Here is a 22,086-nt window from a genome sequence, read left to right as displayed (position 1 = left end):
TCGTGCATGAATTCCGTTCGGAATTCGGCGGCGATTCGATCAAGACCGGACTAGGACCCCCGAGTACAAGGAGAATTCCGTGACGACACCCGAATCGGCCCGTTCCCCGCGCCCGCAACGGCGCTCCTTTGCCACGGACATGCTCGGGCTCCTGGGCTCGATGGTGCTGGTGTTTGCCGTAGCCGGGCTGGGTGGCTGGGCAACCAGTCTCTCGGTGGGCGACTGGTATCCGACACTGGCGCGTCCACCACTGAATCCGCCGGATGCGGTATTCGGCCCGGTCTGGAGTGTGCTGTTCGGCCTGATGGGTCTCGCCGCCTGGCATGTCTGGCGGCGCGTCGGCCTGACCGGCGCCCCGATTGCGCTGGGGTTTTTCCTGGCCCAGCTCGCGCTAAATCTCGGCTGGTCGGTGCTGTTCTTCGGCATCCAACGCCCGGATCTGGCGCTCGCCGAGATCCTGATCCTGTGGCCGCTGATCCTGGCCACTCTGATCGCCTTCTGGCGCATTGACCGTATCGCCGGCGCGCTGCTGGTGCCGTACCTGCTGTGGGTCGCCTTTGCCATCTACCTCAACGCGGGGATCGTCTGGCTCAACTGACGAGCCGTGTTTTCGGCGCCCGGGCGTCATGCGTTTGTCATTTGGGCGGGGTATGCTGACGCGATTTTTCGCGGGAGGGGCTCCATGGCGGTGCGCGTCGGTATAAACGGGATGGGGCGGATCGGTCGGTTGGCCCTGCGCGCGGCATGGGACCGGGACGACATCGAGGTCGTGCATCTGAACGAGGTCGCCGCGGACGGGACCGTTACCGGGCATCTGCTGGAGTTTGATTCCGTTCACGGGCGTTGGGGCCGTGAGCCCGAGGCCCAAGCGGGCCAGATCCGGGTCGACGGGTGCGAGCTGCGCCACACGAGCCTGGCCGAGCCGGCGCAGGTGCCGTGGGGCGAGTCGGACGTGGACATCGTCATCGACGCCACTGGCGCCTTCCGCACCATGGACACGCTGGAGCCGCATTTCACCCGTGGCGCGAAGCGCGTGGTGGTCGCGGCGCCGGTGAAGGACGAGCGCGCGCTGAACGTGGTGATGGGTGTGAACGACGCCGCTTACGATCCCGCGAAGCACCACGTCGTGACGGCTGCCTCTTGCACCACCAACTGCCTGGCGCCGCTGGTGAAGGTGCTGCATCCGGCACTTTCGATCCGCCACGGCACCATCCTGACCGTGCACGACATGACCGCCACCCAGTCGCCGGTGGACCTGCCGCGCGACAACCTGCGCCGGGCTCGTGCGGCCGGGCTGAACCTGATCCCGACCACTACCGGCTCGGCGAAGGCGATTGGCGACATCTTTCCCGAACTGAACGGGCGTCTGAACGGCCATGCGGTGCGCGTGCCACTGATGAACGCGTCGCTGACGGATTTCACCTTCGAGGCCGCGCGCGAGACGACGGCGGACGAGGTCAACGGCCTGCTGCGCGAGGCGGCGAACGGCGATCTGAACGGCATCCTCGGCTACGAGGAGCGCCCGCTGGTCTCCAGCGATTTCCGCACCGACCCGCGCTCGTCCATCGTGGATGCCCAGTCGACCATGGTAGTCGACGGCACGCAGGTGAAGGTGCTGGCCTGGTACGACAACGAATGGGGCTACGCGAACCGGCTGGTCGAGCTGGTCGCCCGCGTCGCCAAGCTGGGGGTTTGAGGCCGTCGTGAGCGGAGCGGCCGACCAGCCAAACCCGGGCGGGCCGCCCACCCTGGGGCTGGGTGCCTACGCGCGGATCACCGCGAACTACTGGGCGTTCACCGTCACCGACGGCGCGATCCGCATGCTGGTCGTGCTGTTCTTCCACCAGCTGGGCTACAGCCCGCTGGAGATCGCCTTCCTGTTCCTGTTCTACGAGCTGTTCGGGGTCATCACCAATCTGACCGGCGGCTGGCTGGCCGCGCGGCTGGGGGTGAACACCACCATGATCGGCGGGACGCTGCTGCAGGTGGCGGCGCTGCTGATGCTCACGGTGCCCGAGGCCTGGCTTGGCGTGGCCTACGTGATGTTCGCCCAGGCCCTGTCCGGGATCGCCAAGGACCTGAACAAGATGAGTGCGAAGTCCGGCGTGAAGCTGGTCGCGGGTGATGAGGAGGGGCGGCTGTTTCGCTGGGTTGCGGTGCTCACCGGCTCGAAGAACGCGCTGAAGGGGGTCGGCTTCTTTGTCGGCGGGGCGCTGCTCTACAGCGTGGGCTTCCAGATGGCGCTGGTGATCCTCGCCGGCATGCTGGCGCTGGTCATGCTGTTCTCGGTGGTCGGACTGCCGCGCGGGCTGGGGCGTGTCGGCGGCAAGCCGAAGTTCACCCAGATGTTCTCCAACTCCGCCGCGATCAACGTGCTCTCGGCCGCACGCTTCTTCCTGTTCGGCGCGCGCGATGTGTGGTTCGTGGTCGCGCTGCCGGTGTTCCTCAGCGCCACGCTGGACTGGAACCACATGCAGGTGGGCGCGTTCCTGGCGCTGTGGGTGATCGGCTACGGCATCGTGCAGGCCTCCGTGCCGCGCCTCTTGGGTAAGGGCGGGGTGCATCCGACCGGGCTCACCGCGCGCCTGTGGGCGTTCATCCTGATGCTGCTGCCGATCGCCATCGTGATCGGACTGGAGGTGGGCCTGGACCCGGCCTGGGTATTGATGGTCGGGCTGGGCGTGTTCGGCGTGGTGTTCGCAATCAACTCGGCCGTCCACTCCTTCCTGATCCTCGACTACGCCGAGGCGGACCGCGTCGCGATGAAGGTCGGCTTCTACTACATGGCCAACGCCGGCGGCCGCCTGGTCGGCACCGTCGCCTCCGGCGCCATCTTCATGGTCTGGGGCCTGGAAGGCGCCCTGATTGCCTCCACCTTCTTCATCTTCGCCACCTGGATGATCTCGTCCCTGCTCCCCCGCGAAGCCGCCCGCGCATGACCGCGCGGCTGCCGGCCTGGAAGGGGGCGGCCATCGGGTTACTGCGGCCGCTGTAACGCCTCGATGACGGCCTCCAGGGTGCGGGAGCGGTAGCGCTCGGCATGGCGGACCCAGCCGAGCTGGCGGGCGACGGGCGCGCCGGGCCAGTCGAGTACGGCGAGGTCGTCGGTGGCCATGGTGCGGGGGAGGAAGCCGATGCCGAGGCCTGCCGTGATCATCATGCGGATGACTTCCAGGTAGGGGCTTTCCTGTGCGGCGGTGGGGTGCAGGCCCTGTGCGGCCAGGGCCTGGTCGATCTGGCGGCGGGTGGTGGAATCCGCGGGCGGCAGGATGGCCGGCCAGTCGTGCAGGCGCCGCAGGGTATCCAGCGGGGTGTCGTCAGCGCGGTTGCGGGCGACCATGGGGACGAGGTCGTCGGTCCATACCGTGTGCGCCTCGGCGCCCTTCGGCAGATCTTCGGGCAGGGTGGCCAGGGCCAGGTCGGCATCGCCGTGCATGACGGCCTCGATGCCGGCCTCGGAATCCATGAATGCCAGTTCCAGTTCCAGCTCCGGGTAGCACTCGCGCAGGGCGGACAGTGGCGTGGGCAGGCGGTGCAGGGCGATGTGGTGCGAGGTGGCCAGGCGGATGCGGCCGCGCACCACCTGGTCGAGGTCGGCGACCTGCTGCTCGATGGCGCGCAGGCGGGCGAGGATTTCGCGGGCCTCGGGCAGCAGGCGCTCCGCGACCTCCGTCGGCCGAACGCGGCGGCCCTGGCGCTCGAACAGCGGGCGCTCCAGCGTGGCCTCCAGGGACTGGATGCGCTTGCTGATCGCGGGTTGGGTCAGGTGCAGCCGTTCGGCCGCGGCGGAGAAGGCGCCGGTGTCGACGACCGCGACGAAGGCCTGCAGGGATTCGACACTCAGTTGTTCCGGGCGCATCCGTGTCTCTCCAGTCCCTGCGTGAGATAATGGTCCGTTCGATGGTCGGGCTCGGCATGACCCGGCACCTATATAACCGTATGGAATGATACGGATAAGAAATCGGATTTGAAAGAATACCGGGGTGGGCCCAGACTCTAGATCAACGGGCGTCATGAAACGACGTCATTGCGAGGAGCCGAAGGCGACGCGGCAACCTCCTGAAGCTGGCAGAGCGCCAGTACCGGGATCCGGTGGTTCCGGACGGAGGTTGCCACGGCCCCTGCGGGGCCTCGCAATGACGGTGCCAGTGGCGGCGCTGTGCAAGGGTGGGCCTGTATAGCGCCGGTGGATCGCCGGCGGTGGGACGCAAGAACGACAGAACGCGGCACGGCCGCGGGAGTGGGTAATGGCTGGCAAGACCCTGTATGACAAGTTGTGGGAGGCGCATGGGGTGCGCGAGGAGCCGGATGGCTCGACGCTGCTCTACATCGATCGCCACCTGGTGCATGAGGTGACCAGTCCGCAGGCCTTCGAGGGGCTGCGGCTGGCCGGGCGCAAGCCGTGGCGCGGCGATTCCGTGCTGGCGGTGCCGGATCACAATGTGCCTACCGCTGATCGCGACCAGGGGATTGCGGATCCGGTCTCGCGCATCCAGGTGGAAACGCTGGAGAGTAACGTCACGAGCCTGGGTCTGAAGTTCTTCCCGATGGCCGACGTGCGCCAGGGCATCGTGCACGTGATCGGCCCGGAGCAGGGCGCGACCCTGCCGGGCATGACCGTGGTCTGCGGCGACTCGCATACCTCCACGCATGGCGCGCTGGGCGCGCTGGCCTTCGGCATCGGCACCTCCGAGGTGGAGCATGTGCTGGCCACCCAGTGCCTGTGGCAAAAGAAGACCAAGGCCATGCAGATCCGTGTGGAAGGCGAGCTGCGTCCGGGGGTCACCGCCAAGGACGTGGTGCTGGCGATCATCGGCCGCATTGGCACCGCCGGGGGTACCGGCTACGCGATCGAGTTTGCCGGCTCCGCGATCCGCAGCCTGTCGATCGAAGGCCGCATGAGCGTCTGCAACATGTCGATCGAGGCCGGGGCCCGTGCGGGCATGGTCGCGGTGGACGAGAAGACCATCGAATACGTGCGCGGCAAGCCGCAGGCGCCGACCGGCGAGATGTTCGAGCGGGCGGCCGAGTACTGGCGCACGTTGGTCTCCGACCCGGATGCCGAGTTCGACGCGGTGGTGGAGATGGATGCCGCCGAGATCGCCCCGCAGGTCAGCTGGGGCACCTCGCCGGAGATGGTCGCGCCGATCGACGGGCGGGTGCCGGACCCGGCGGCCGAGTCCGATCCGGTGCGCGCGGAGGGCATGCAGCGGGCGCTGGAGTACATGGACCTGAAGGCGAATACCCCGATGACGGAGATCCGTCCGGACAAGGTATTCATCGGTTCCTGCACGAATTCCCGGATCGAGGACCTGCGCGCCGCCGCCGAGGTGGTGAAGGGCCGCAAGAAGGCCGATAGCATCAAGCTGGCGATGGTGGTGCCGGGCTCCGGGCTGGTGAAACAGCAGGCGGAGCAGGAGGGGCTGGACCGCATCTTCCTGGATGCCGGCTTCGAGTGGCGCGAGCCGGGCTGTTCGATGTGCCTGGCGATGAACGCCGACCGCCTGGAACCGGGCGAGCGCTGCGCCTCCACCTCGAACCGCAATTTCGAGGGGCGTCAGGGGCAGGGTGGGCGTACGCATTTGGTCAGCCCGTCGCTGGCCGCCGCGGCGGCCGTCGCCGGGCACTTCATTGAACCGTCCGCGTTGAAGGAGGCGTAAGCGATGCAGGCCTTTACTGTACACAAGGGGATCGTCGCGCCGCTGGACCGCTCCAACGTGGATACCGACGCGATCATCCCCAAGCAGTACCTGAAGTCGGTCAAGCGCACGGGCTTCGGCCCCAATGCCTTCGACGACTGGCGCTACCTGGACCCGGGCGAGCCGGGCATGGATGGCTCGAAGCGCCGGCCGAACCCGGACTTTGTGCTCAACCAGGCGCCGTTTGACCAGGCGACCATCCTGCTGGCGCGCAAGAACTTCGGCTGCGGCTCCTCGCGGGAACACGCGGTCTGGGCGCTGACGGACTTCGGTTTTCGTGCGGTGATCGCGCCGTCGTTCGCGGACATCTTCTTCTCCAACAGCTGCAAGAATGGCCTGCTGCCGGTCGTGCTGGCCGAGGACGAGGTGCAGCGCCTGTTTGATCAGGTGGAGGCGAACCCGGGGGCACTGGTCCAGGTGAACCTGGAAGAGCTGACCGTGACCGCGCCGGACGGTACCGTATTCGACTTCACACTGGACGAGGACCGCCGCCATCGCCTGCTGAACGGGCTGGACGATATCGCCCTGACGCTGCAGTTTGCGGACGATATTCGGGCCTTCGAGGAGCGCCAGCGCCGCGAATGGCCGTGGATGGCGGAACAACGGTAGACAGTGCGTCTGGCACGGCCTGGATCCGGGCACCGTCATTGCGAGGAGCGAAGCGACGAAACAACCTCCGTCCGTAACCACCGGATCCCCGTACCGGCGCTCTGCCAGCGTTGGGGGGTTACTCGCTGCGCTCGCCCTTCGGGCCGGCCTGCGGCCGTTCAACGCGCTTCGCGCTTTTGTGCCACGGCCCCTGGCGGGGCCTCGCAATGACGGGGGGCAGGAAGCACCGTCATCGCGAGGAGCGGAGCGACGTGGCGATCTCCCAGGGCAGCCCCGGCGCTGGCTCGGGTAAACGTCGGGGGTTGCGCCCGGAGGTTGCCACGTCGCCTGCGGCTCCTCGCAATGACGTTGCCACTAGGAATGTATAGGTAAAGAATAATAGTTACTTGGGAGAGGTTTGTGAGCCGAATTCTGGTATTGCCCGGGGACGGGATTGGGCCCGAGATCGTGGCCGAGGCGCTGAAGGTGCTGGAGCGCGTGGGCGAGATCGGCGGTCTGGATCTGGAGATCGAGCAGGGCCTGATCGGGGGCGCGGCGCATGACGCGGCCGGGCACCCCTATCCGGAGGCCACCCGCGAGGCGGCGCGTCGTGCAGACGCGATCCTGCTGGGGGCGGTGGGTGGCCCGCAGTACGAGTCGCTGGAGCGCGACCTGCGCCCCGAGCGTGGGCTGCTGGGCATCCGCTCGGATCTCGGCCTGTTCGCGAACCTGCGCCCGGCGATCCTGTACCCGCAGCTGGCCTCGGCCTCCACGCTGAAGCCCGAGGTGGTCAGCGGGCTGGATATCCTGATCGTGCGCGAGCTGACCGGGGGGATCTACTTCGGCCAGCCACGCGGGATCGAGGAACGCAATGGCGAGCGGGTCGGATTCAATACGCTGGTCTATAGCGAATCGGAGATTGAGCGGATCGCCCGGGTCGGCTTCGAGGCGGCGATGAAGCGGGGCAAGCGCCTGTGCTCGGTGGACAAGGCCAACGTGCTGGAGGTCTCCGAGCTGTGGCGCGAGGTGGTCGAGCGTGTCGGGAAGGAATTCCCCGAGGTCGAGCTGTCTCACATGTATGTAGACAACGCCGCGATGCAGCTGGTGCGTGACCCGAAGCAGTTCGACGTGATGGTGACCGGCAACATGTTCGGGGACATCCTGTCCGATGCAGCGGCAATGCTGACCGGCTCCATTGGCATGCTGCCGTCCGCCTCGCTGAACAGCGAGGGCGTGGGCCTGTACGAGCCGATCCACGGTTCGGCACCGGATATTGCGGGGCAGGGCAAGGCCAACCCGATGGCGACGGTGCTGTCGGTCGCGATGCTGCTCCGTCATAGTCTGAACCGCAACGACCTGGCCGAACGCATCGAGGCGGCTGTTGGTCGGGTGCTGGATCAGGCCTTGCGTACCCCAGACATCTTCGGTGAAGGCATGAAGCTGGTCGGTACGCAGGGGATGGGGGATGCCCTGGTGGCTGCGTTGGACGATTGAGGCGGCCTCACGAACGGGGCTTGTATCACGCGCAAGTGTAGGATGCGTTGAGCGCAGCGAAACGCATCATTGCCTCCGCTGGGGAAGAGATTGATGCGATTCGCTGCGCTCGTCGCATCCTACGGTACAATAGAACTATCAATAGCTTGAAGATCAAAATTAAACCGGGAATTAACGATGAGTGACCGCAAATTTGACGTGGCCGTGGTCGGGGCAACGGGCGCCGTTGGCGAGGCCCTGCTGTCCATCCTGGCCGAGCGCGACCTGCCGATCGGGCGCGTGCATGCCCTGGCCAGCTCGCGGTCGGTGGGCAAGACGGTGGACTACGGCCGGCGCGAGTTGGAGGTCGAGGACCTGGCGACTTTTGATTTTTCCACGGTGCAGATCGGGCTGTTCTCGCCGGGCGCCTCGGTGTCCGCGGAATATGCGCCCAAGGCGGCGGCGGCCGGCTGCGTTGTGATCGACAATACCTCCCAGTTCCGCTACGACCCGGAAATCCCGCTCGTGATTCCGGAGGTGAACCCGGACGCGGTGGGCGATTACACGAAACACGGGATTATCGCGAACCCGAATTGCTCCACCATTCAGATGCTGGTGGCGCTGAAGCCGTTGCACGATGCGGTAGGCATCGAACGGATCAACGTGGCGACCTACCAGGCCGTGTCCGGTACCGGCAAGGAGGCGATCGAGGAGCTGGCGCACCAGACGGCGGCGTTGCTGAATGGCCGTCCGGTGGAGTGTAACGTGTATCCCAAGCAGATCGCGTTCAATGCCCTGCCGCACATCGACGTCTTCCAGGACAATGGCTACACCAAGGAAGAGATGAAGATGGTCTGGGAGACCCGGAAGATCATGGGCGACGAGTCTATCCTGGTGAACCCGACCGCCGTGCGCATTCCGGTGTTCTACGGGCATTCCGAGGCCCTGCATATCGAGACGCGCGAGAAGATCAGTGCGGAGAAGGCGCGCGAGATCCTCTCCAGCGCACCGGGGATCACGGTACTGGACAAGCACGAGGACGGGGGCTATCCAACTGCGGTGACCGAGGGTTCCGGCAAGGATGCGGTGTTCGTCGGCCGCATCCGCGAGGACATTTCCCACCCCCGCGGACTGAACCTTTGGGTGGTCTCGGACAACGTGCGCAAGGGGGCTGCGCTGAACACGATTCAGATCGCGGAGGTTTTGATCCGCGATTACCTGTGATTTAATCCGGGAAAACGCCGGGGACACTACCCGGTACATCCGTGGCCAGGGGGTCATCGGCCGTGTCGGCCGAGGCAGTACGGCCAGGTGGCATTTTCAGGGGGAATTCGTGCGCAAGTTTTTGGTTGGGTTTTTGTTCTTGCTGCTGGTGGCCCCGGCGTCCTCGAGTTCCGTGGGCTTCGGCGAAATCAATCTTCAATCCTTCCTGAATCAGCCCTTGCGGGCGGAGATTCCCTTGCGGGGGGCGGCGGCTGCCGGCGACTCCCTGCGAATTCGCCAGGCTTCCGAGGATGCATACCGCCGCGCCGGTCTGAACCGTGGCGGTGTTCCGGGGGACTTGAACATCCAGGTTGAGGGTGACCGCATCATCCTGACCACACGCCGGCCGGTGCGCGAGCCCTATGTGGGCATGCTGCTGGAGGCGCGCTGGGATGGCGGGCGCGCCATGCGCGAGGTCTCGTTGTTGCTGGATCCGCCCGGCACGATGCCTTCCGGAACTTCTGCGCCGGCCGTGAGCAGGGACCCCGGCGCGGCGCCCCGTGCGACCCGCGAAGTCGAAACCATCCGGGTGCGTAGTGGCGACACCCTCTACGCGGTCGTGCGCCGCAGCGGTGTGTCGGGATACAGCGACGAGCAGGCCATGCTCGCGTTCCTCGACGCCAATCCGCAGGCCTTCATGGGTAACAACATCAATTCGTTGCGAGCGGACGCGGAATTGCGTACGCCGTCCCGCGAACAGTTGGACGCGCGTAGTACCGCCGAGGCGCGGGCCGAGGTTGCCGACCAGACGCGCGCCTGGCAGGAATCCACTCGCGTCGCCCGCGAAGAACCGGAGCCGGCTCCGGCCGCGGCTGAGGAGGGTGTCGAGGGCGAGGCGCTGGTCGAGGACGAAGAAGCGGCTGTTACAGAGGACGCTGCCGCGGCGGTTGAGGACGACGAATCCGCGCTGGCCGAATCGGACTCGGCCGTGACCGAGGACGAAACGGCGGTGGGCGACGAGGCCGCGACCGAGGAGGTGGCGGCCGAGGATCGCCTGGAGATCGTCGCCGATCTGCTGCCGGAAGATGCCGAAGCCGGGGCAACCCAGGGGGGTTCCGAGGAGCTGCTGCAGGAAGCCCTGCTGTCCCAGCGCGCCGAAATGGACGGAATGCGCGACGAGCTCTCCGAATTGCGCGAGGAGCTTGGCGAGCGTGGGCGTCTGGCCGAGATCTCCAGCGAGAACATGGCCGGGCTCGAGGAACAGCTGAGCCAGCTGCGCGCCGAGCGCGAACAGCTGCGCACGCGTCTGGATCGTGCGGACGCCGAACGCAATGCCCCGCTGCACGAACGCATCATGAACGATCCGTTGCTGCTGATGATGGCGATTGCGCTGGTCATTCTGCTGCTGCTGGTGTTGCTGGCTTTTGCCCGCGGCGGCCGCCGCGAGGTGATGGTCGACGAACACGGTTCCGGCCTGAAGCCGCGTGCCGACAATAGCGGGGTGCAGGCGTCGACCGTGGGCGCCACGGGGTACGAGGCGCGTGAAGTCCAGGGCGGCGAGCGAGGCGCGGGTTCCGGGGTGTCCGGGGCCGCGACCGCGGCTGCGGCCGGAACCATTGTGGGAACGGCCGCTTCGCGCTCCGACGAGTCTGCAGAGTCCAGGCAGGAAGAATCCGCGCATCCACCGGCCCAACCCGAAGAAGAGGTAAGCGAAGTGGTGGTCTCCAGCACCAGCGAGGGTGCGGCGGGCACGGACGACGTGCTGGCCGAGGTGGATGTCTGCCTGGCCTATGGCATGAATGACCAGGCGGTCGAGACGCTGAACGCCGCCCTGAAGGAGAACCCGGACAACAATCAGTACCGGCTCAAGCTGGTCGAGGCCCATGTGGCGCTTGAGGACGAAGCGGGCGCACGCGAGGCGGCGATGGCCCTGCGCGATCGCCTGGGTGCGGACGACGATGTCCTGCGCGATCGCCTCTCGGAGCTGGAGTCGAAGTTGGGCGGTGCCTCCGGGGCGGCCGGCCTGGCCAGCGCCGATTCCCTTGACGAGCCGGCTTCGGTGGACCCCGGGGCCGCGGGGGGCGACGCTGACAGCAACGAGATCGATTTCTCCGATCTGGAGCTGCCGGAATCCGACGATGCGAAGCCGCGTGCCGATGCGCAAGAGCCGGGTACGGCAGAGGATCAGGGGCTTTCGTTTGATATCGACGACAACCTGGAACAGGACCTCGCCAGTGCGGCCGAAGCGACTGCGGAAGAAGGCCAGACAGGCGATGACCTGAACAACCTGTCCTTCGATCTCGAGGAGAACGAGCTTCCGGACCTTGATGCGCCCGCCAGTGGGGGTGACAGTGGTGAAGGCCAGGAGACCGGACTGGAAATGGACGAGGATCTGCCGGCCTCGGGCGAGGCATTCGCCGCGCCGGAATCGGCCGATGCCGGGGAAGGTACGGATGGGGCCGGCGATGACGAGAACGTTACGCGGCTGAGTCTGGCCCAGGCCTATGCGGACATGGGTGATGCGGAGGGTGCCCAGGAGCTCATCGACGAGGTTCTGGCCTCCGGTACCGACGAACAGAAGCGCGAGGCCGAGGCGATCCGGGATCAGATTCAGGGAAGCTGATTGCTGGAGCCGGGTCGTGTCGGGCTGGTGATGCCGGCGCCGTGAACCGATCATGGCTACGATGTGCGGCCCCGCCCGGGGGGATCTCTCGGGTGGGGCCTTTTGGTTTCGAGGATGGGGATGGGCGCTGAGTGGCGATGAGCGCGGAAGAGCCGATGAGGTCGGCCCCCGCTGAGGGCGATGCCGGAGCCGCGGCAGCGGCGCTGCTGGGTGTGCTGGGTGTTTCTGCGGCGCTAGTGCCGGCCGAGCCGCAGGTGGTGGCCGTCGCGGGTGTAGTGGCCGGAGGGCTGGCCTTGACCGGTCTGGACTGGGGCCGTGCGGGCCGGCTGGTGCTGCGTTTGAAATGGTTTTATCTCTCGCTCGTGGTGTTCTACGGGGTGTGGCCGACCGGGGGCGGGGACTGGGGCACGGGACTGCAGGTGGCCGGATGGCGTATTGCTGCACTGATGCTCGTGGTGGTGCTGGTGGTCTGGATGACTGGGCGCTTCCCGCGGCCGGCCCTGGTGCGTGCCCTTGGGGGCATTCTGGGCGGCCCACGCCAGGTGCTGGGGGGCTGGGGCGAGCGCTTCGCGCGACGTCTGTTTCTGGCACTGGCCATGTTCGAGAGTGAACGGGTGGCACTGGAGCAACGCCGGGCGGGCTTGCGCGGAGTGCGCCGTGCGCGCTTGGCACAGGTCCGGGAATGGCTTGTCCTGCGCCTGGATCAGGCACTCGCAGGGGGTGGCGCTGTCGCGGCAGAGCTCCCGGCGGAATCCGCGATGATCTCGGGCTGGCGAATCCCCAAGGCTGCGCTGGCCTGGCTGTGGGCGGGCGTGGCGGCGGTCTGGTGGATGGTGCTGGGGGCAGGGTTTTGAATAGCGACCAGATGTCGGTGTCATCCGGGGGTGGAACGGGGCCGGCCACGCGCCAGCGCTGGGCGCTGGGTGTCGAATACGATGGCCACGGGCTGCTGGGCTGGCAACGGCAAAAGGATGGTCCGAGCGTCCAGGGCCACCTGGAGGCGGCGCTGGGCTTCGTGGCGAATCACCCGGTGGAGCTGAACTGTGCCGGGCGTACCGATGCGGGCGTCCATGCCACCGCCCAGGTGGTGCACTTTGACACCCCGGCACAACGTGAACCACGCGCCTGGATCCTGGGAAGCAACAGTCGTCTGCCGGGTGCGATTGCGCTGACCTGGGCGCAGCCGGTACCCGATACCTTCCACGCCCGGTTCGGCGCGTTCGGCAGGCGCTACCGCTATGTGATCGCGAATCGCGAGATCCGTCCGGCGCTGGAGGCCGGGCGGGTATCGTGGTGGCGACGGCCGCTGGATGCCCGGCGCATGCATCGGGCCGGTCAGGCCTTCGTGGGGGAGCACGATTTCAGCAGCCTGCGAGCGGCGGCGTGCCAGGCCAAGTCGCCCGTGCGGCGGGTGCATTCGCTGTCGGTGCGCCGGCGCGGCTCCTACGTCATTCTGGATATCCACGCGAATGCCTTTCTGCACCACATGGTGCGCAACATCGCCGGCGTTCTGCTGGCGGTCGGGGATGGTCGGGCCGAAGTGGGCTGGCCGATGGAGGTTCTGGCGGCGCGGGATCGGCGCGCGTCGGGGATCACCGCGCCGGCCGGCGGGCTCTATTTCGTGCATGTGGATTATCCGGTGGAGTTCGAGCTGCCGATCACCGCGGGGCCGGTCCTCGATGGCGTCCCGGGGAATGCGCCGGGGTGATTGCGGGAAAGCCGGATCGCGTGCCGGGTTCTGGTAGGCTTTGCGACCGGACAGAGGAGGCCGGCGGGCGCATGCGTTATCGGGTGAAGATCTGCGGAGTGACGAGCCCGGAACAGGCACGTGCCGCGGCGGCGGCTGGGGCCGATGCCATCGGGCTGGTGTTTCATGCAGCGAGTCGGCGGGCGGTAGAGCCGGCGCAGGCCGCGGCCATCGCGGCCGCGCTGCCCCCGTTCGTGACCACGGTGGGATTGTTTGTGGACCCGGATCCGTCACGCGTCGAAACGGTATTGCAGACGGTAGGGCTGGATTGCCTGCAGTTTCACGGGCACGAGACGGCGCCGTTTTGCGCGCGCTTCGGGCGGCCTTATCTGAAGGCCATCGCCATGGGCGAAGGGCAGGATCCACGCCCGGTGATGGAGCAGCACCCGGATGCCCAGGGGTTTCTCCTGGACAGTCATGGCGGGGGGCGCAGCGGCGGATCGGGGCATCGCTTCGATTGGCAGCGGGTCCCCGACGCACTGGAACGGCCCTGGCTGCTGGCCGGGGGACTGGATTCGGACTCGGTGCGCGCTGCGCTGGAACACCTGCGTCCGTACGGGGTCGATGTGAGTTCCGGGGTGGAATCCGCGCCCGGAATCAAGGATGCACGACGCATGCGGGCCTTCGTGCAGGCGGTGCGTCAATGCGAGGTAGAGACTGATGAACAAGATTGACTGGGCGGCTTTCCCGGATGCCCGTGGGCATTTCGGGCCGTATGGCGGGCGCTTCGTGTCCGAGACCCTGATGGGGGCGCTGGACGAGCTGCAGGCGGTATACGAGCAGTACATGCAGGATCCCGACTTCCTGGCGGAGCTGGATCATGACCTGAAGCAGTTCGTTGGGCGGCCGAACCCGCTCTACCACGCCGAGCGCATGTCGCGGGAACTGGGTGGGGCGCAGGTCTACCTCAAGCGCGAGGATCTGAATCACACCGGCGCGCACAAGGTAAACAACACGATCGGCCAGGCCCTGCTTGCCAAGCGCCTGGGCAAGAAGCGAATCATCGCCGAGACCGGTGCCGGACAGCACGGCGTCGCGACGGCCACCGTGGCCGCGCGGCTGGGGCTGGAATGCGTGGTCTACATGGGCGAAGAGGACACCCGGCGCCAGACACAGAACGTCTATCGCATGCGCCTTCTGGGCGCCGAGGTGGTGGCGGTGAAATCCGGGACCCGCACCCTGAAGGACGCGTTGAACGAGGCGATGCGCGACTGGGTGACCAACGTCGACGACACCTTCTACATCATTGGGACCGTGGCAGGGCCGCACCCGTATCCGGCGATGGTCCGGGACTTCCAGGCGGTGATCGGCCGCGAGGCGCGCGAGCAGCACCTGGAGATGACTGGCCGCCTGCCGGATACCCTGGTCGCTTGTGTTGGCGGCGGGTCCAATGCCATCGGGCTGTTCCATCCGTTCCTTGGCGACGAGTCGGTGGAAATGATCGGGGTCGAGGCCGGGGGCGACGGGGTCGAGACCGGGCGCCACTCTGCGCCGCTGTGCGCCGGGCAGCCGGGCGTTCTGCACGGCAACCGGACGTACCTGATGGAAGACGAGAATGGCCAGATCATCGGCACGCACTCGGTCTCGGCGGGCCTGGACTACCCGGGCGTCGGGCCGGAGCATGCGTGGCTGAAGGACATCGGCCGGGTGAACTACGTGTCGGTAACGGATGACCAGGCGCTGGCCGGCTTCCACCGCATGACCCGCACCGAGGGCATCATCCCGGCGCTGGAGACCAGTCATGCGATTGCCCATGTGCTGGACCTGGCCCCGCAGATGCGTCCCGATCAAAGCATCATCATCAATCTGTCCGGGCGCGGCGACAAGGACCTGAACACCGTGGCCGAACGCGAGGGGATTACGCTATGAGTCGCATTGAGCAGCGTTTCTCCGAACTGCGCGAACAGAATCGCGCGGCGTTGATCCCGTACGTGACGGCGGGCGACCCGGAGCCGGGGGCCACCGTACCCCTGATGCACGCACTGGTGGAGGCCGGGGCCGACCTGATCGAGCTGGGCGTCCCGTTTTCCGACCCGATGGCCGATGGCCCGGTGATCCAGAAGGCCTGCGAGCGGGCCCTGCGTTTTGGCACCGGGTTGCGCGACGTGCTGGCGATGGTGGCGGAGTTCCGCAAGACCGACACCACTACGCCGGTGGTCCTGATGGGCTACCTGAATCCGGTGGAGCGCATGGGGTACGAGAACTTTGCCCAGACCGCGAAGGCGGCCGGGCTGGATGGGCTGCTGACGGTGGACCTGCCGCCCGAGGAGAGCGAGGACGTAGTGGGCCTGCTGGAGCAGGCCGGCATCGATCCCATCTTCCTGATCGCGCCCACGACCTCGGAGGCACGCATCGATCATGTGGCCCGGGCGGCGCGCGGTTTCGTTTACTACGTATCGCTGAAGGGCGTGACCGGTTCGCAGACCCTGGATACCTCGGCACTGGCCGCGCGCCTGGAAGGTCTGCGTCGCCACACCGGGCTGCCGTTGGGCGTGGGGTTCGGCATTCGCGATGCCGAGACCGCGGGGAGGGTGGCGCAGGTGGCCGATGCCGTGGTGGTGGGCAGCGCGATCGTGCGCCTGGCCGAGGAGCACGACGGCGATGCCGACGGCTTTGCCCGTGCGGCGGCGGCGGTGGTCAGTGAGATGCGTCATGCCATGGATGCGGCGCGCTCCCCGGGCGCGGCAGCCACGGTGTAGAATGCGCGGCGCCGATTCGAATTACGGGGAGACGGCATGAGCTGGTTCGAGAAGTTGATGCCTTCGCGCATCCGCACCGACAATGCGACCAAGCGGGGGGTCCCGGAGGGCCTGTGGGTCCGTTGCGAGGGCTGTGACGCGACGCTTTATCGCCCCGAGGTGGAACGCAACCTCGATGTCTGCCCGAAATGCAGTCATCACCGCCGCATGAGCGCACGCCGGCGCCTGGAGACCTTCCTGGATGCCGAGGGCCGCGAGGAGATCGCGGCGGATATCGAATCCTCCGATGTCCTGAAATTCCGCGATTCCAAGAAGTACAAGGATCGCCTGGTGGCGGCCCAGCGGGCCACCGGCGAGCGCGATGCCCTGATCGTGATGCAGGGCCAGCTTCTGGGGCGCCCCTTGGTGGCGTCTGCCTTCGACTTCCGCTTCATGGGCGGTTCCATGGGCTCCGCGGTGGGCGAGCGCTTCGTGCGCGGCGCCAACCGCTCGCTGGAACAGGGCATCCCGCTGGTGTGCTTCAGTGCCTCCGGTGGTGCGCGCATGCAGGAGGCGTTGTTTTCGCTGTTGCAGATGGCCAAGACCAGCGCGGTGCTGGCGCGCATGCAGGAAGAACGCCTCCCGTTCATCTCGGTGATGACCGATCCGACCATGGGGGGTGTGTCCGCGAGCCTGGCCATGCTGGGTGATCTGAACGTGGCCGAGCCGAATGCCCTGATTGGCTTTGCCGGGCCCCGCGTGATCCAGCAGACCGTGCGCGAGACCCTGCCCGAGGGCTTTCAGCGTTCAGAGTTTCTGCTCGAGCATGGCGCGATCGACATGATCGTCGATCGCCGTGACATGCGCAGCCGTCTGGCTGCGGTGCTGGGCATGCTGACCCACGCCCCGGCGCCGGGCGCCGACCCAACCGCAGATGAGGCGGAGGGTGAGGGTGAGGGGTCCGTCGAGGTTATCAGTCCCGAAAACGGGGCGGACGGCGAGCGCGTCGACGCGCCGCGCCCCGCCTGAGGCAGTCGGTGCGCTTCACGACCCTGGCGGAGTGGCTTGCCTTTCAGGAGCAACTGCATCCCGTGGGGATGGATCTGACCCTGGAGCGCATTGCCCTGGTGGCCGACCGCCTGGGGCTGCGTGGGGCCGGCAGACCGCCCACCGTGATCGTGGCCGGGACCAACGGCAAGGGGACGGTGGCGACGCGCACCGCGGCCCTGCTGCAGACGCAGGGGCTGAAGGTTGGGCTGTTCACCTCGCCGCACCTGCTGCGCTACAACGAACGCATCCGCATCGACGGCGAGCCCGTCTCCGATGCCGCCCTGTGCCGTGCCTTCGAGGCGATCGACCAGGCTCGCGGCGAGGATTCCCTGACCTATTTCGAATTCGGTGCACTGGCCGCGGTCTGGCTGTTCCGCGAGCAGGGAGTCGCGGTACAGGTGCTGGAGGTGGGGCTGGGCGGGCGCCTGGACGCCGTCAACATCTGGGATGCCGACGTCGCTGCGATCACCGCGGTGGACCTCGATCATCAGACCTGGCTGGGCGACAGTCGCGAGGCGATCGGCCGCGAGAAGGCCGGTATCATGCGCCCCAATCGCCCGGTAGTGCTGGGCGAGCCCGAACCGCCGGCCAGCGTGCTGGAGCATGCCGCACAACTGGGGGCGCAGGTCCTGCGCAGTGGGCGTGATTTCGCCCTGACGCGCGACGCGACGACGCTACGATGGCAGTGGCAGGGGACGGCGCGCGAATGGCGGGTCGAGGGCGCAGCCGCCCGGATTGATGGTGCGGCGCTCCTGAACACGGCTACGGCCCTCGCTGTGGTCGAATCACTGGGACTGGCCCGGGGGCTCGACGATGGTGTCGTCAGTCGGGCCCTGGCGATCTCGGCGCCGGGGCGTCTGCAGGTGGTGCACGGCGAGCCGGAATGGCTGCTGGATGTTGCCCACAACGTGCATGCGGTCAACGAACTCGCGCGCTGGCTGGAGGCGCATCCCGCCCCGGGTGCGGTGGTGGCCCTGGTCGCCGTCATGGCGGACAAGGAGCGGGCCGCCATGTGGAGTCGTCTGGATGGCCTCGTCGATGCCTGGGTGCCGGTCCCGCTGGACCTGCCGCGGGCATTGCCCGCCGCGGCGCTGGCCACCGAGTTGGAGGCGAGCGGACAACGCCGGGTGTCCCGCGTGGATGACGTCGCGGCGGCCATCGCAGAAGCAACGCGTTGCGCCGGACCTTGCGGCCGGGTGGTGGTGTTCGGTTCGTTCTACACCGTGGCGGCGGTACTGGAGCAGTCGCAGGCCCTGGCCGAGCTGGCACTGTCCGGGCAGGCCGAGGCGCTTGGTGCTGCGGGCGAGGTTGTGCATGCCCTTTGAGCGTCAGGAGCGTCATGCCCGACGGCTTGCGACGCCGGCGCGAGCGAGCGTACTGTCACAGGCGTGTAGTGTTTCCTTAACTGGCCCTGGCGCCGCCCTCGGATGACCGCATGACCAGCAGCGACAATCCCATCCGCTTTCGCCTGGTTGGCGCGGTCATCCTGATCGTGCTGGCGGTCATCTTTTTGCCCTGGTTGTTCGACGGGGCAGGTTACGAGTACATGAGCGGGATCGATGACCCGGTGCCCGCGGCGCCCACCTTTGCCGAGCCCGATATCGCCCTGCCATCGGAGCGCCCGGCTGCACGTCGGGACACGGCACCCGCCGCGCCGGCGGCGGAACGCGACAGGCCGGTTGCCGAGTTGCACAGCCTGGAGAACGGCGAGGGCGCGCGCGCGGCCGCTGGGGAGCAGGGAGGTTCCGCGGCCCGCCAGGATGCGCCGGTGCGTTCGGTCGAGCCAGACGAGCCGGTGCAGGCCGGGTGGGCGGTGCAGGTCGGGAGCTTCCGCGGCGAGGACAACGCGCGCGAGCAGGCGGCCCGCCTGCGCGACGCGGGCTGGCCCGCCTTCATCGATGACTCCATGGCCGATGGCCGCCCGATTTACCGGGTGAAGGTCGGTCCGCTGGCGCAGCGCGAGGAGGCCGTCAAGCTGGGCGAACGCCTGCAGGACGAGGTGGAGTTGTCCGGTATCGTGGTGGCACACCCCTGATGGCCATGACGACCGGGGCCCCCTGCGAGGAACCGATGGCTGGGGTAAACTACGCGCCCTTTCAGCACGCGATGCCGGCCCCGTGAACTGGATCGACCTCATCATCATCGCCCTGATCGTTGTGTCAGGGCTGATCAGCCTTTTTCGTGGCTTCGTGCGCGAGTCCTTTTCGCTCGCCACGTGGATCGTGGGCGTGTGGCTGGGTATCCGCTATGCGGCCGAGGTGGCGGAACAAATCCCCCAGGCGGTTTCGGATGCCACCCTGCGCCTGGGCATTGGCTTCGCCCTGATCTTTATTGGCGTCCTGATTGTGGGCGGCATCCTCGGAGTAGTGGCCAACCGCCTGGTCAAGGGGACCGGGCTGACCGGTACCGACCGCTCGCTGGGCGTGATCTTCGGGCTGCTGCGCGGTGTGCTGCTGGTGGCGGTGCTGATCTTCCTTGCCTCGCTGACCTTGATGCCGGACGAGTTCTGGTGGGAAAACAGCCGCCTGATCCCGGAGTTCGAGCGCCTGGTGGATTGGCTGATTGCCCAATTGCCGGAAGGCTGGCAGGAACAGATCCATGATCTGCTGGCGAGTGACGAGCCGGTCGAAGAAGTAATCCCCGACGCCGACGAGCCGGCGACGCCCTAGAAGCGAGCTGTAAACGGCATTTGCAGCGCAACGTGTGCTGACAGGCCGTGAACGGCTTTGGTCAGCGTTTGCAAAACCCTGGAGCCTGAAACCGTATGTGTGGAGTTGTCGGAATCGTCGGGCGCAGCCCGGTGAACCAGCCCCTTTATGACGCCCTGCTGGTCTTGCAGCACCGGGGCCAGGATGCCGCAGGCATTGTGACCTGTGACGATGACGGGCGGCTGCATCTGCGCAAGGACAACGGTCTGGTGCGCGATGTGTTCAACAACCAGCACATGCAGAGCCTGACGGGCCATATGGGTATCGGCCACGTGCGCTACCCGACGGCCGGTTCGTCCAGCTCGGCCGAGGCGCAGCCGTTCTACGTGAACTCGCCGTTCGGGATTACGCTGGGGCACAACGGCAACCTGACCAACGCGCGCGAGCTCAAGCAGGCGCTGTACGCGACGGATCGCCGGCACATCAATACCGACTCGGACTCCGAGATCCTCCTGAACGTCTTCGCCCAGGAGCTGCTGCGCTTCCTCGACAACGGGCTGACGCCGGATTCCGTGTTCGATGCGGTGGAACGCGTGCATCAGCGGGCGGAAGGCGCCTACGCGGTGGTCGCGATGATCGCCGGGGGCGGTTTGCTGGCGTTCCGCGATCCGCACGGCATTCGACCCATTGTTTATGGCTCGCGCGAGGCCGAAGAGGGCGGGCGCGAATGGATGGTCGCCTCCGAAAGTGCCGCGCTGGAGTCCCAGGGCTTCGACCTGGAGCGGGACCTGGCACCGGGCGAGGCGGTGTTCATCACGCCGGACGGCGAGGTCAGCACGCGCGTGTGTGCCGAGGGGACTCGCCTGAACCCGTGCATCTTCGAGCACGTCTACTTCGCGCGCCCGGACTCGGTGATCGACAACGTGTTCGTCCACCGCGCGCGCATGCGCATGGGGACCGCATTGGGTGAAAAGATCCGGCGCATCTGGCCGGACCATGATATCGACGTGATCGTGCCGATCCCCGACACCGGCCGTACCGTAGCGCTGGAGATGGCGCACGAGCTGAACATCAAGTACCGCGAGGGGTTCATCAAGAACCGCTACATCGGGCGTACGTTCATCATGCCGGGCCAGACCAAGCGGCGGAAATCCGTGCGCCAGAAGCTCAACGCGATCTCGCTGGAGTTCCGCGGCAAGAACGTGATGCTCGTGGACGACTCCATCGTGCGCGGCACGACCTCGCGCGAGATCGTAATGATGGCGCGCGAGGCCGGGGCGAAGAAGGTCTATTTCGCCTCGGCCGCGCCGCCGGTGCGCTATCCCAACGTGTACGGGATCGACATGCCGGCCGCCGACGAGCTGATTGCCCACGGTCGGGACGAGGCCCAGGTGTGCGAGGCAATTGCCGCCGACCGCCTGATCTACCAGGACCTTGAAGACCTGCAAAAGGCCGTGCGCCGCGGCAACCGGAACATTCAGGAGTTCGACTGTTCGGTCTTCACCGGGGAGTACGTGACTGGATTGCCTCCGGACTACCTGGAACACCTCGCGGCGCTGCGCGGTGACGGGCTGGTGAACACGCCGGTCGCCGGCGAGGTGCTGGATCTGGCCAACAAGAAGTAGACGCGAGGTGCTCTTGCCCAGTCTCCAATGGATCGAACCCGTCGTCCGGGATGCCCGCGAACGAGCCCCCAATGCGGATGATGTCCCGGTGGTGGTGGTCCGGGTGGACCAGCAGCGGCTGTACCTCTGGGAGGCCGGACGGGTGACGGAGATCTTCGATGTATCGACCTCGGCGCGCGGGGTAGGTTTCGAGGAGGGCACCTTCAAGACACCGCTGGGCCTGCATCGGATTGCCGAGCGCTTCGGTGACAGCGCGCCGCGTGGCACGATCTTCCGTGCCCGTGGCAACACCGGCCAGATCGCGGAAATCCTGACCGAGCCGGGCGCGCAAAGCCCGCGCGACAACATCACCTCGCGGATCCTCTGGCTGGAAGGGCTGGAGCCGGGCATCAATCGGGGCGGCAATGTGGATTCGCTGCGCCGGTACATCTACATCCACGGGACCGACGAGGAGGGACGCATTGGCGAACCGGCCTCGGAGGGCTGTGTGCGCATGCGCAACGATGAAGTGATCGAGCTGTTCCCGCGCCTGCCGGTCGGGACGCTGGTGATGATCCTCGAGGGTCCGGGCGTGCCGGACCTCAGTCGCCCGCCCGGCTGACAAGCCAAGTGCCCGGACGGGCACGTCCGTCATCTCCGGTACCCATCGGAAAAGCGCGTCTCCGCTCGGGCGTATCGTCTCTTCGTCCTTCCTCCCCCCTGCCTTCTGCCAAGGCTGGCCCGTTGCCGATTCGCTCTTGTGCCGGGGAACT

Annotated in this window: 20 protein-coding genes; 19 read left to right on the top strand and 1 reads right to left on the bottom strand. The window is 67.1% G+C overall.

Annotated features, from left to right (window positions below):
- The first annotated feature begins 139 nt into the window (after window positions 1–139).
- From F618_RS0109090 to arsJ, 3 genes are all read left to right on the top strand, one after another.
- Window positions 140–598 carry a TspO/MBR family protein gene (locus tag F618_RS0109090; RefSeq protein ID WP_038071487.1) on the top strand — a complete coding sequence of 153 codons (459 nt, stop codon included), beginning with the start codon at window positions 140–142 and terminating at the stop codon, window positions 596–598.
- 84 nt (window positions 599–682) lie between these two features.
- A complete protein-coding gene (locus F618_RS0109085; RefSeq protein ID WP_019568376.1) occupies window positions 683–1,696 on the top strand; it encodes an ArsJ-associated glyceraldehyde-3-phosphate dehydrogenase in 1,014 nt (337 codons plus the stop codon).
- Window positions 1,697–1,703: 7 nt separating this feature from the next.
- Window positions 1,704–2,939 (top strand): organoarsenical effux MFS transporter ArsJ, encoded by a 1,236-nt coding sequence (arsJ, locus tag F618_RS0109080; RefSeq protein WP_019568375.1) that lies wholly within the window; start codon window positions 1,704–1,706, stop codon window positions 2,937–2,939.
- A gap of 38 nt (window positions 2,940–2,977) precedes the next feature.
- On the opposite strand, the gene F618_RS0109075 is transcribed toward arsJ, so the two are convergent.
- Complete coding sequence (locus F618_RS0109075; RefSeq protein WP_019568374.1) at window positions 2,978–3,859, bottom strand: LysR family transcriptional regulator; 882 nt, start codon at window positions 3,857–3,859, stop codon at window positions 2,978–2,980.
- A 388-nt stretch (window positions 3,860–4,247) separates the two neighbouring features.
- Between F618_RS0109075 and leuC the strand changes: the two genes are divergently transcribed.
- The 16 genes from leuC (at window position 4,248) to F618_RS0108995 (ending at window position 21,935) form a co-directional block, all read left to right on the top strand.
- The gene (gene leuC, locus F618_RS0109070) at window positions 4,248–5,660 is read left to right on the top strand and encodes a 3-isopropylmalate dehydratase large subunit (RefSeq protein ID WP_019568373.1); all 1,413 of its coding nucleotides are present in this window, start codon (window positions 4,248–4,250) and stop codon (window positions 5,658–5,660) included.
- A 3-nt stretch (window positions 5,661–5,663) separates the two neighbouring features.
- Complete coding sequence (gene leuD / locus F618_RS0109065; protein ID WP_019563511.1) at window positions 5,664–6,308, top strand: 3-isopropylmalate dehydratase small subunit; 645 nt, start codon at window positions 5,664–5,666, stop codon at window positions 6,306–6,308.
- Window positions 6,309–6,707: 399 nt separating this feature from the next.
- Complete coding sequence (gene leuB / locus F618_RS0109060) at window positions 6,708–7,781, top strand: 3-isopropylmalate dehydrogenase (RefSeq protein WP_018937754.1); 1,074 nt, start codon at window positions 6,708–6,710, stop codon at window positions 7,779–7,781.
- A gap of 177 nt (window positions 7,782–7,958) precedes the next feature.
- Window positions 7,959–8,984 (top strand): aspartate-semialdehyde dehydrogenase, encoded by a 1,026-nt coding sequence (locus F618_RS0109055; protein WP_019568372.1) that lies wholly within the window; start codon window positions 7,959–7,961, stop codon window positions 8,982–8,984.
- A gap of 109 nt (window positions 8,985–9,093) precedes the next feature.
- Window positions 9,094–11,586 carry a FimV/HubP family polar landmark protein gene (locus F618_RS0109050; protein ID WP_019568371.1) on the top strand — a complete coding sequence of 831 codons (2,493 nt, stop codon included), beginning with the start codon at window positions 9,094–9,096 and terminating at the stop codon, window positions 11,584–11,586.
- A 137-nt stretch (window positions 11,587–11,723) separates the two neighbouring features.
- On the top strand, window positions 11,724–12,440 hold the full coding sequence (locus tag F618_RS0109045) for a hypothetical protein (protein WP_019568370.1): 717 nt from the start codon (window positions 11,724–11,726) through the stop codon (window positions 12,438–12,440).
- A gap of 11 nt (window positions 12,441–12,451) precedes the next feature.
- Window positions 12,452–13,294 (top strand): tRNA pseudouridine(38-40) synthase TruA, encoded by an 843-nt coding sequence (gene truA, locus F618_RS0109040; RefSeq protein ID WP_019568369.1) that lies wholly within the window; start codon window positions 12,452–12,454, stop codon window positions 13,292–13,294.
- Between the two features lie 71 nt (window positions 13,295–13,365).
- Window positions 13,366–14,007 carry a phosphoribosylanthranilate isomerase gene (locus F618_RS0109035; protein ID WP_018937749.1) on the top strand — a complete coding sequence of 214 codons (642 nt, stop codon included), beginning with the start codon at window positions 13,366–13,368 and terminating at the stop codon, window positions 14,005–14,007.
- A complete protein-coding gene (trpB, locus tag F618_RS0109030) occupies window positions 13,994–15,202 on the top strand; it encodes a tryptophan synthase subunit beta (protein WP_018951751.1) in 1,209 nt (402 codons plus the stop codon). Before F618_RS0109035 ends, trpB begins: the two co-directional genes overlap by 14 nt.
- Window positions 15,199–16,032, top strand: coding sequence for a tryptophan synthase subunit alpha (gene trpA, locus F618_RS0109025; RefSeq protein ID WP_019568368.1), 834 nt, complete (start codon window positions 15,199–15,201; stop codon window positions 16,030–16,032). The genes trpB and trpA overlap by 4 nt, the downstream gene beginning before the upstream one ends.
- 36 nt (window positions 16,033–16,068) lie before the next feature.
- Window positions 16,069–17,040: an acetyl-CoA carboxylase, carboxyltransferase subunit beta gene (accD, locus tag F618_RS0109020; protein ID WP_019568367.1), complete on the top strand. Its 972-nt coding sequence runs from the start codon at window positions 16,069–16,071 to the stop codon at window positions 17,038–17,040.
- 8 nt (window positions 17,041–17,048) lie between these two features.
- Window positions 17,049–18,386 (top strand): bifunctional tetrahydrofolate synthase/dihydrofolate synthase, encoded by a 1,338-nt coding sequence (gene folC, locus F618_RS0109015; protein WP_019568366.1) that lies wholly within the window; start codon window positions 17,049–17,051, stop codon window positions 18,384–18,386.
- Between the two features lie 110 nt (window positions 18,387–18,496).
- Window positions 18,497–19,096: an SPOR domain-containing protein gene (locus F618_RS0109010; protein ID WP_019568365.1), complete on the top strand. Its 600-nt coding sequence runs from the start codon at window positions 18,497–18,499 to the stop codon at window positions 19,094–19,096.
- An 82-nt stretch (window positions 19,097–19,178) separates the two neighbouring features.
- Complete coding sequence (locus F618_RS0109005; RefSeq protein WP_019568364.1) at window positions 19,179–19,730, top strand: CvpA family protein; 552 nt, start codon at window positions 19,179–19,181, stop codon at window positions 19,728–19,730.
- Window positions 19,731–19,825: 95 nt separating this feature from the next.
- On the top strand, window positions 19,826–21,334 hold the full coding sequence (gene purF / locus F618_RS0109000; protein WP_018169616.1) for an amidophosphoribosyltransferase: 1,509 nt from the start codon (window positions 19,826–19,828) through the stop codon (window positions 21,332–21,334).
- A gap of 13 nt (window positions 21,335–21,347) precedes the next feature.
- Window positions 21,348–21,935, top strand: coding sequence for a L,D-transpeptidase (locus F618_RS0108995; RefSeq protein WP_019568363.1), 588 nt, complete (start codon window positions 21,348–21,350; stop codon window positions 21,933–21,935).
- Window positions 21,936–22,086 lie beyond the last annotated feature (151 nt).

This window comes from Thioalkalivibrio sp. ALMg13-2 (assembly GCF_000381185.1).
In the GTDB taxonomy this organism is placed as follows: domain Bacteria; phylum Pseudomonadota; class Gammaproteobacteria; order Ectothiorhodospirales; family Ectothiorhodospiraceae; genus Thioalkalivibrio; species Thioalkalivibrio versutus.
The sequence above is the reverse complement of the archived record's forward strand: the minus strand, read 5'-3'. Positions and strand labels throughout refer to the sequence as shown.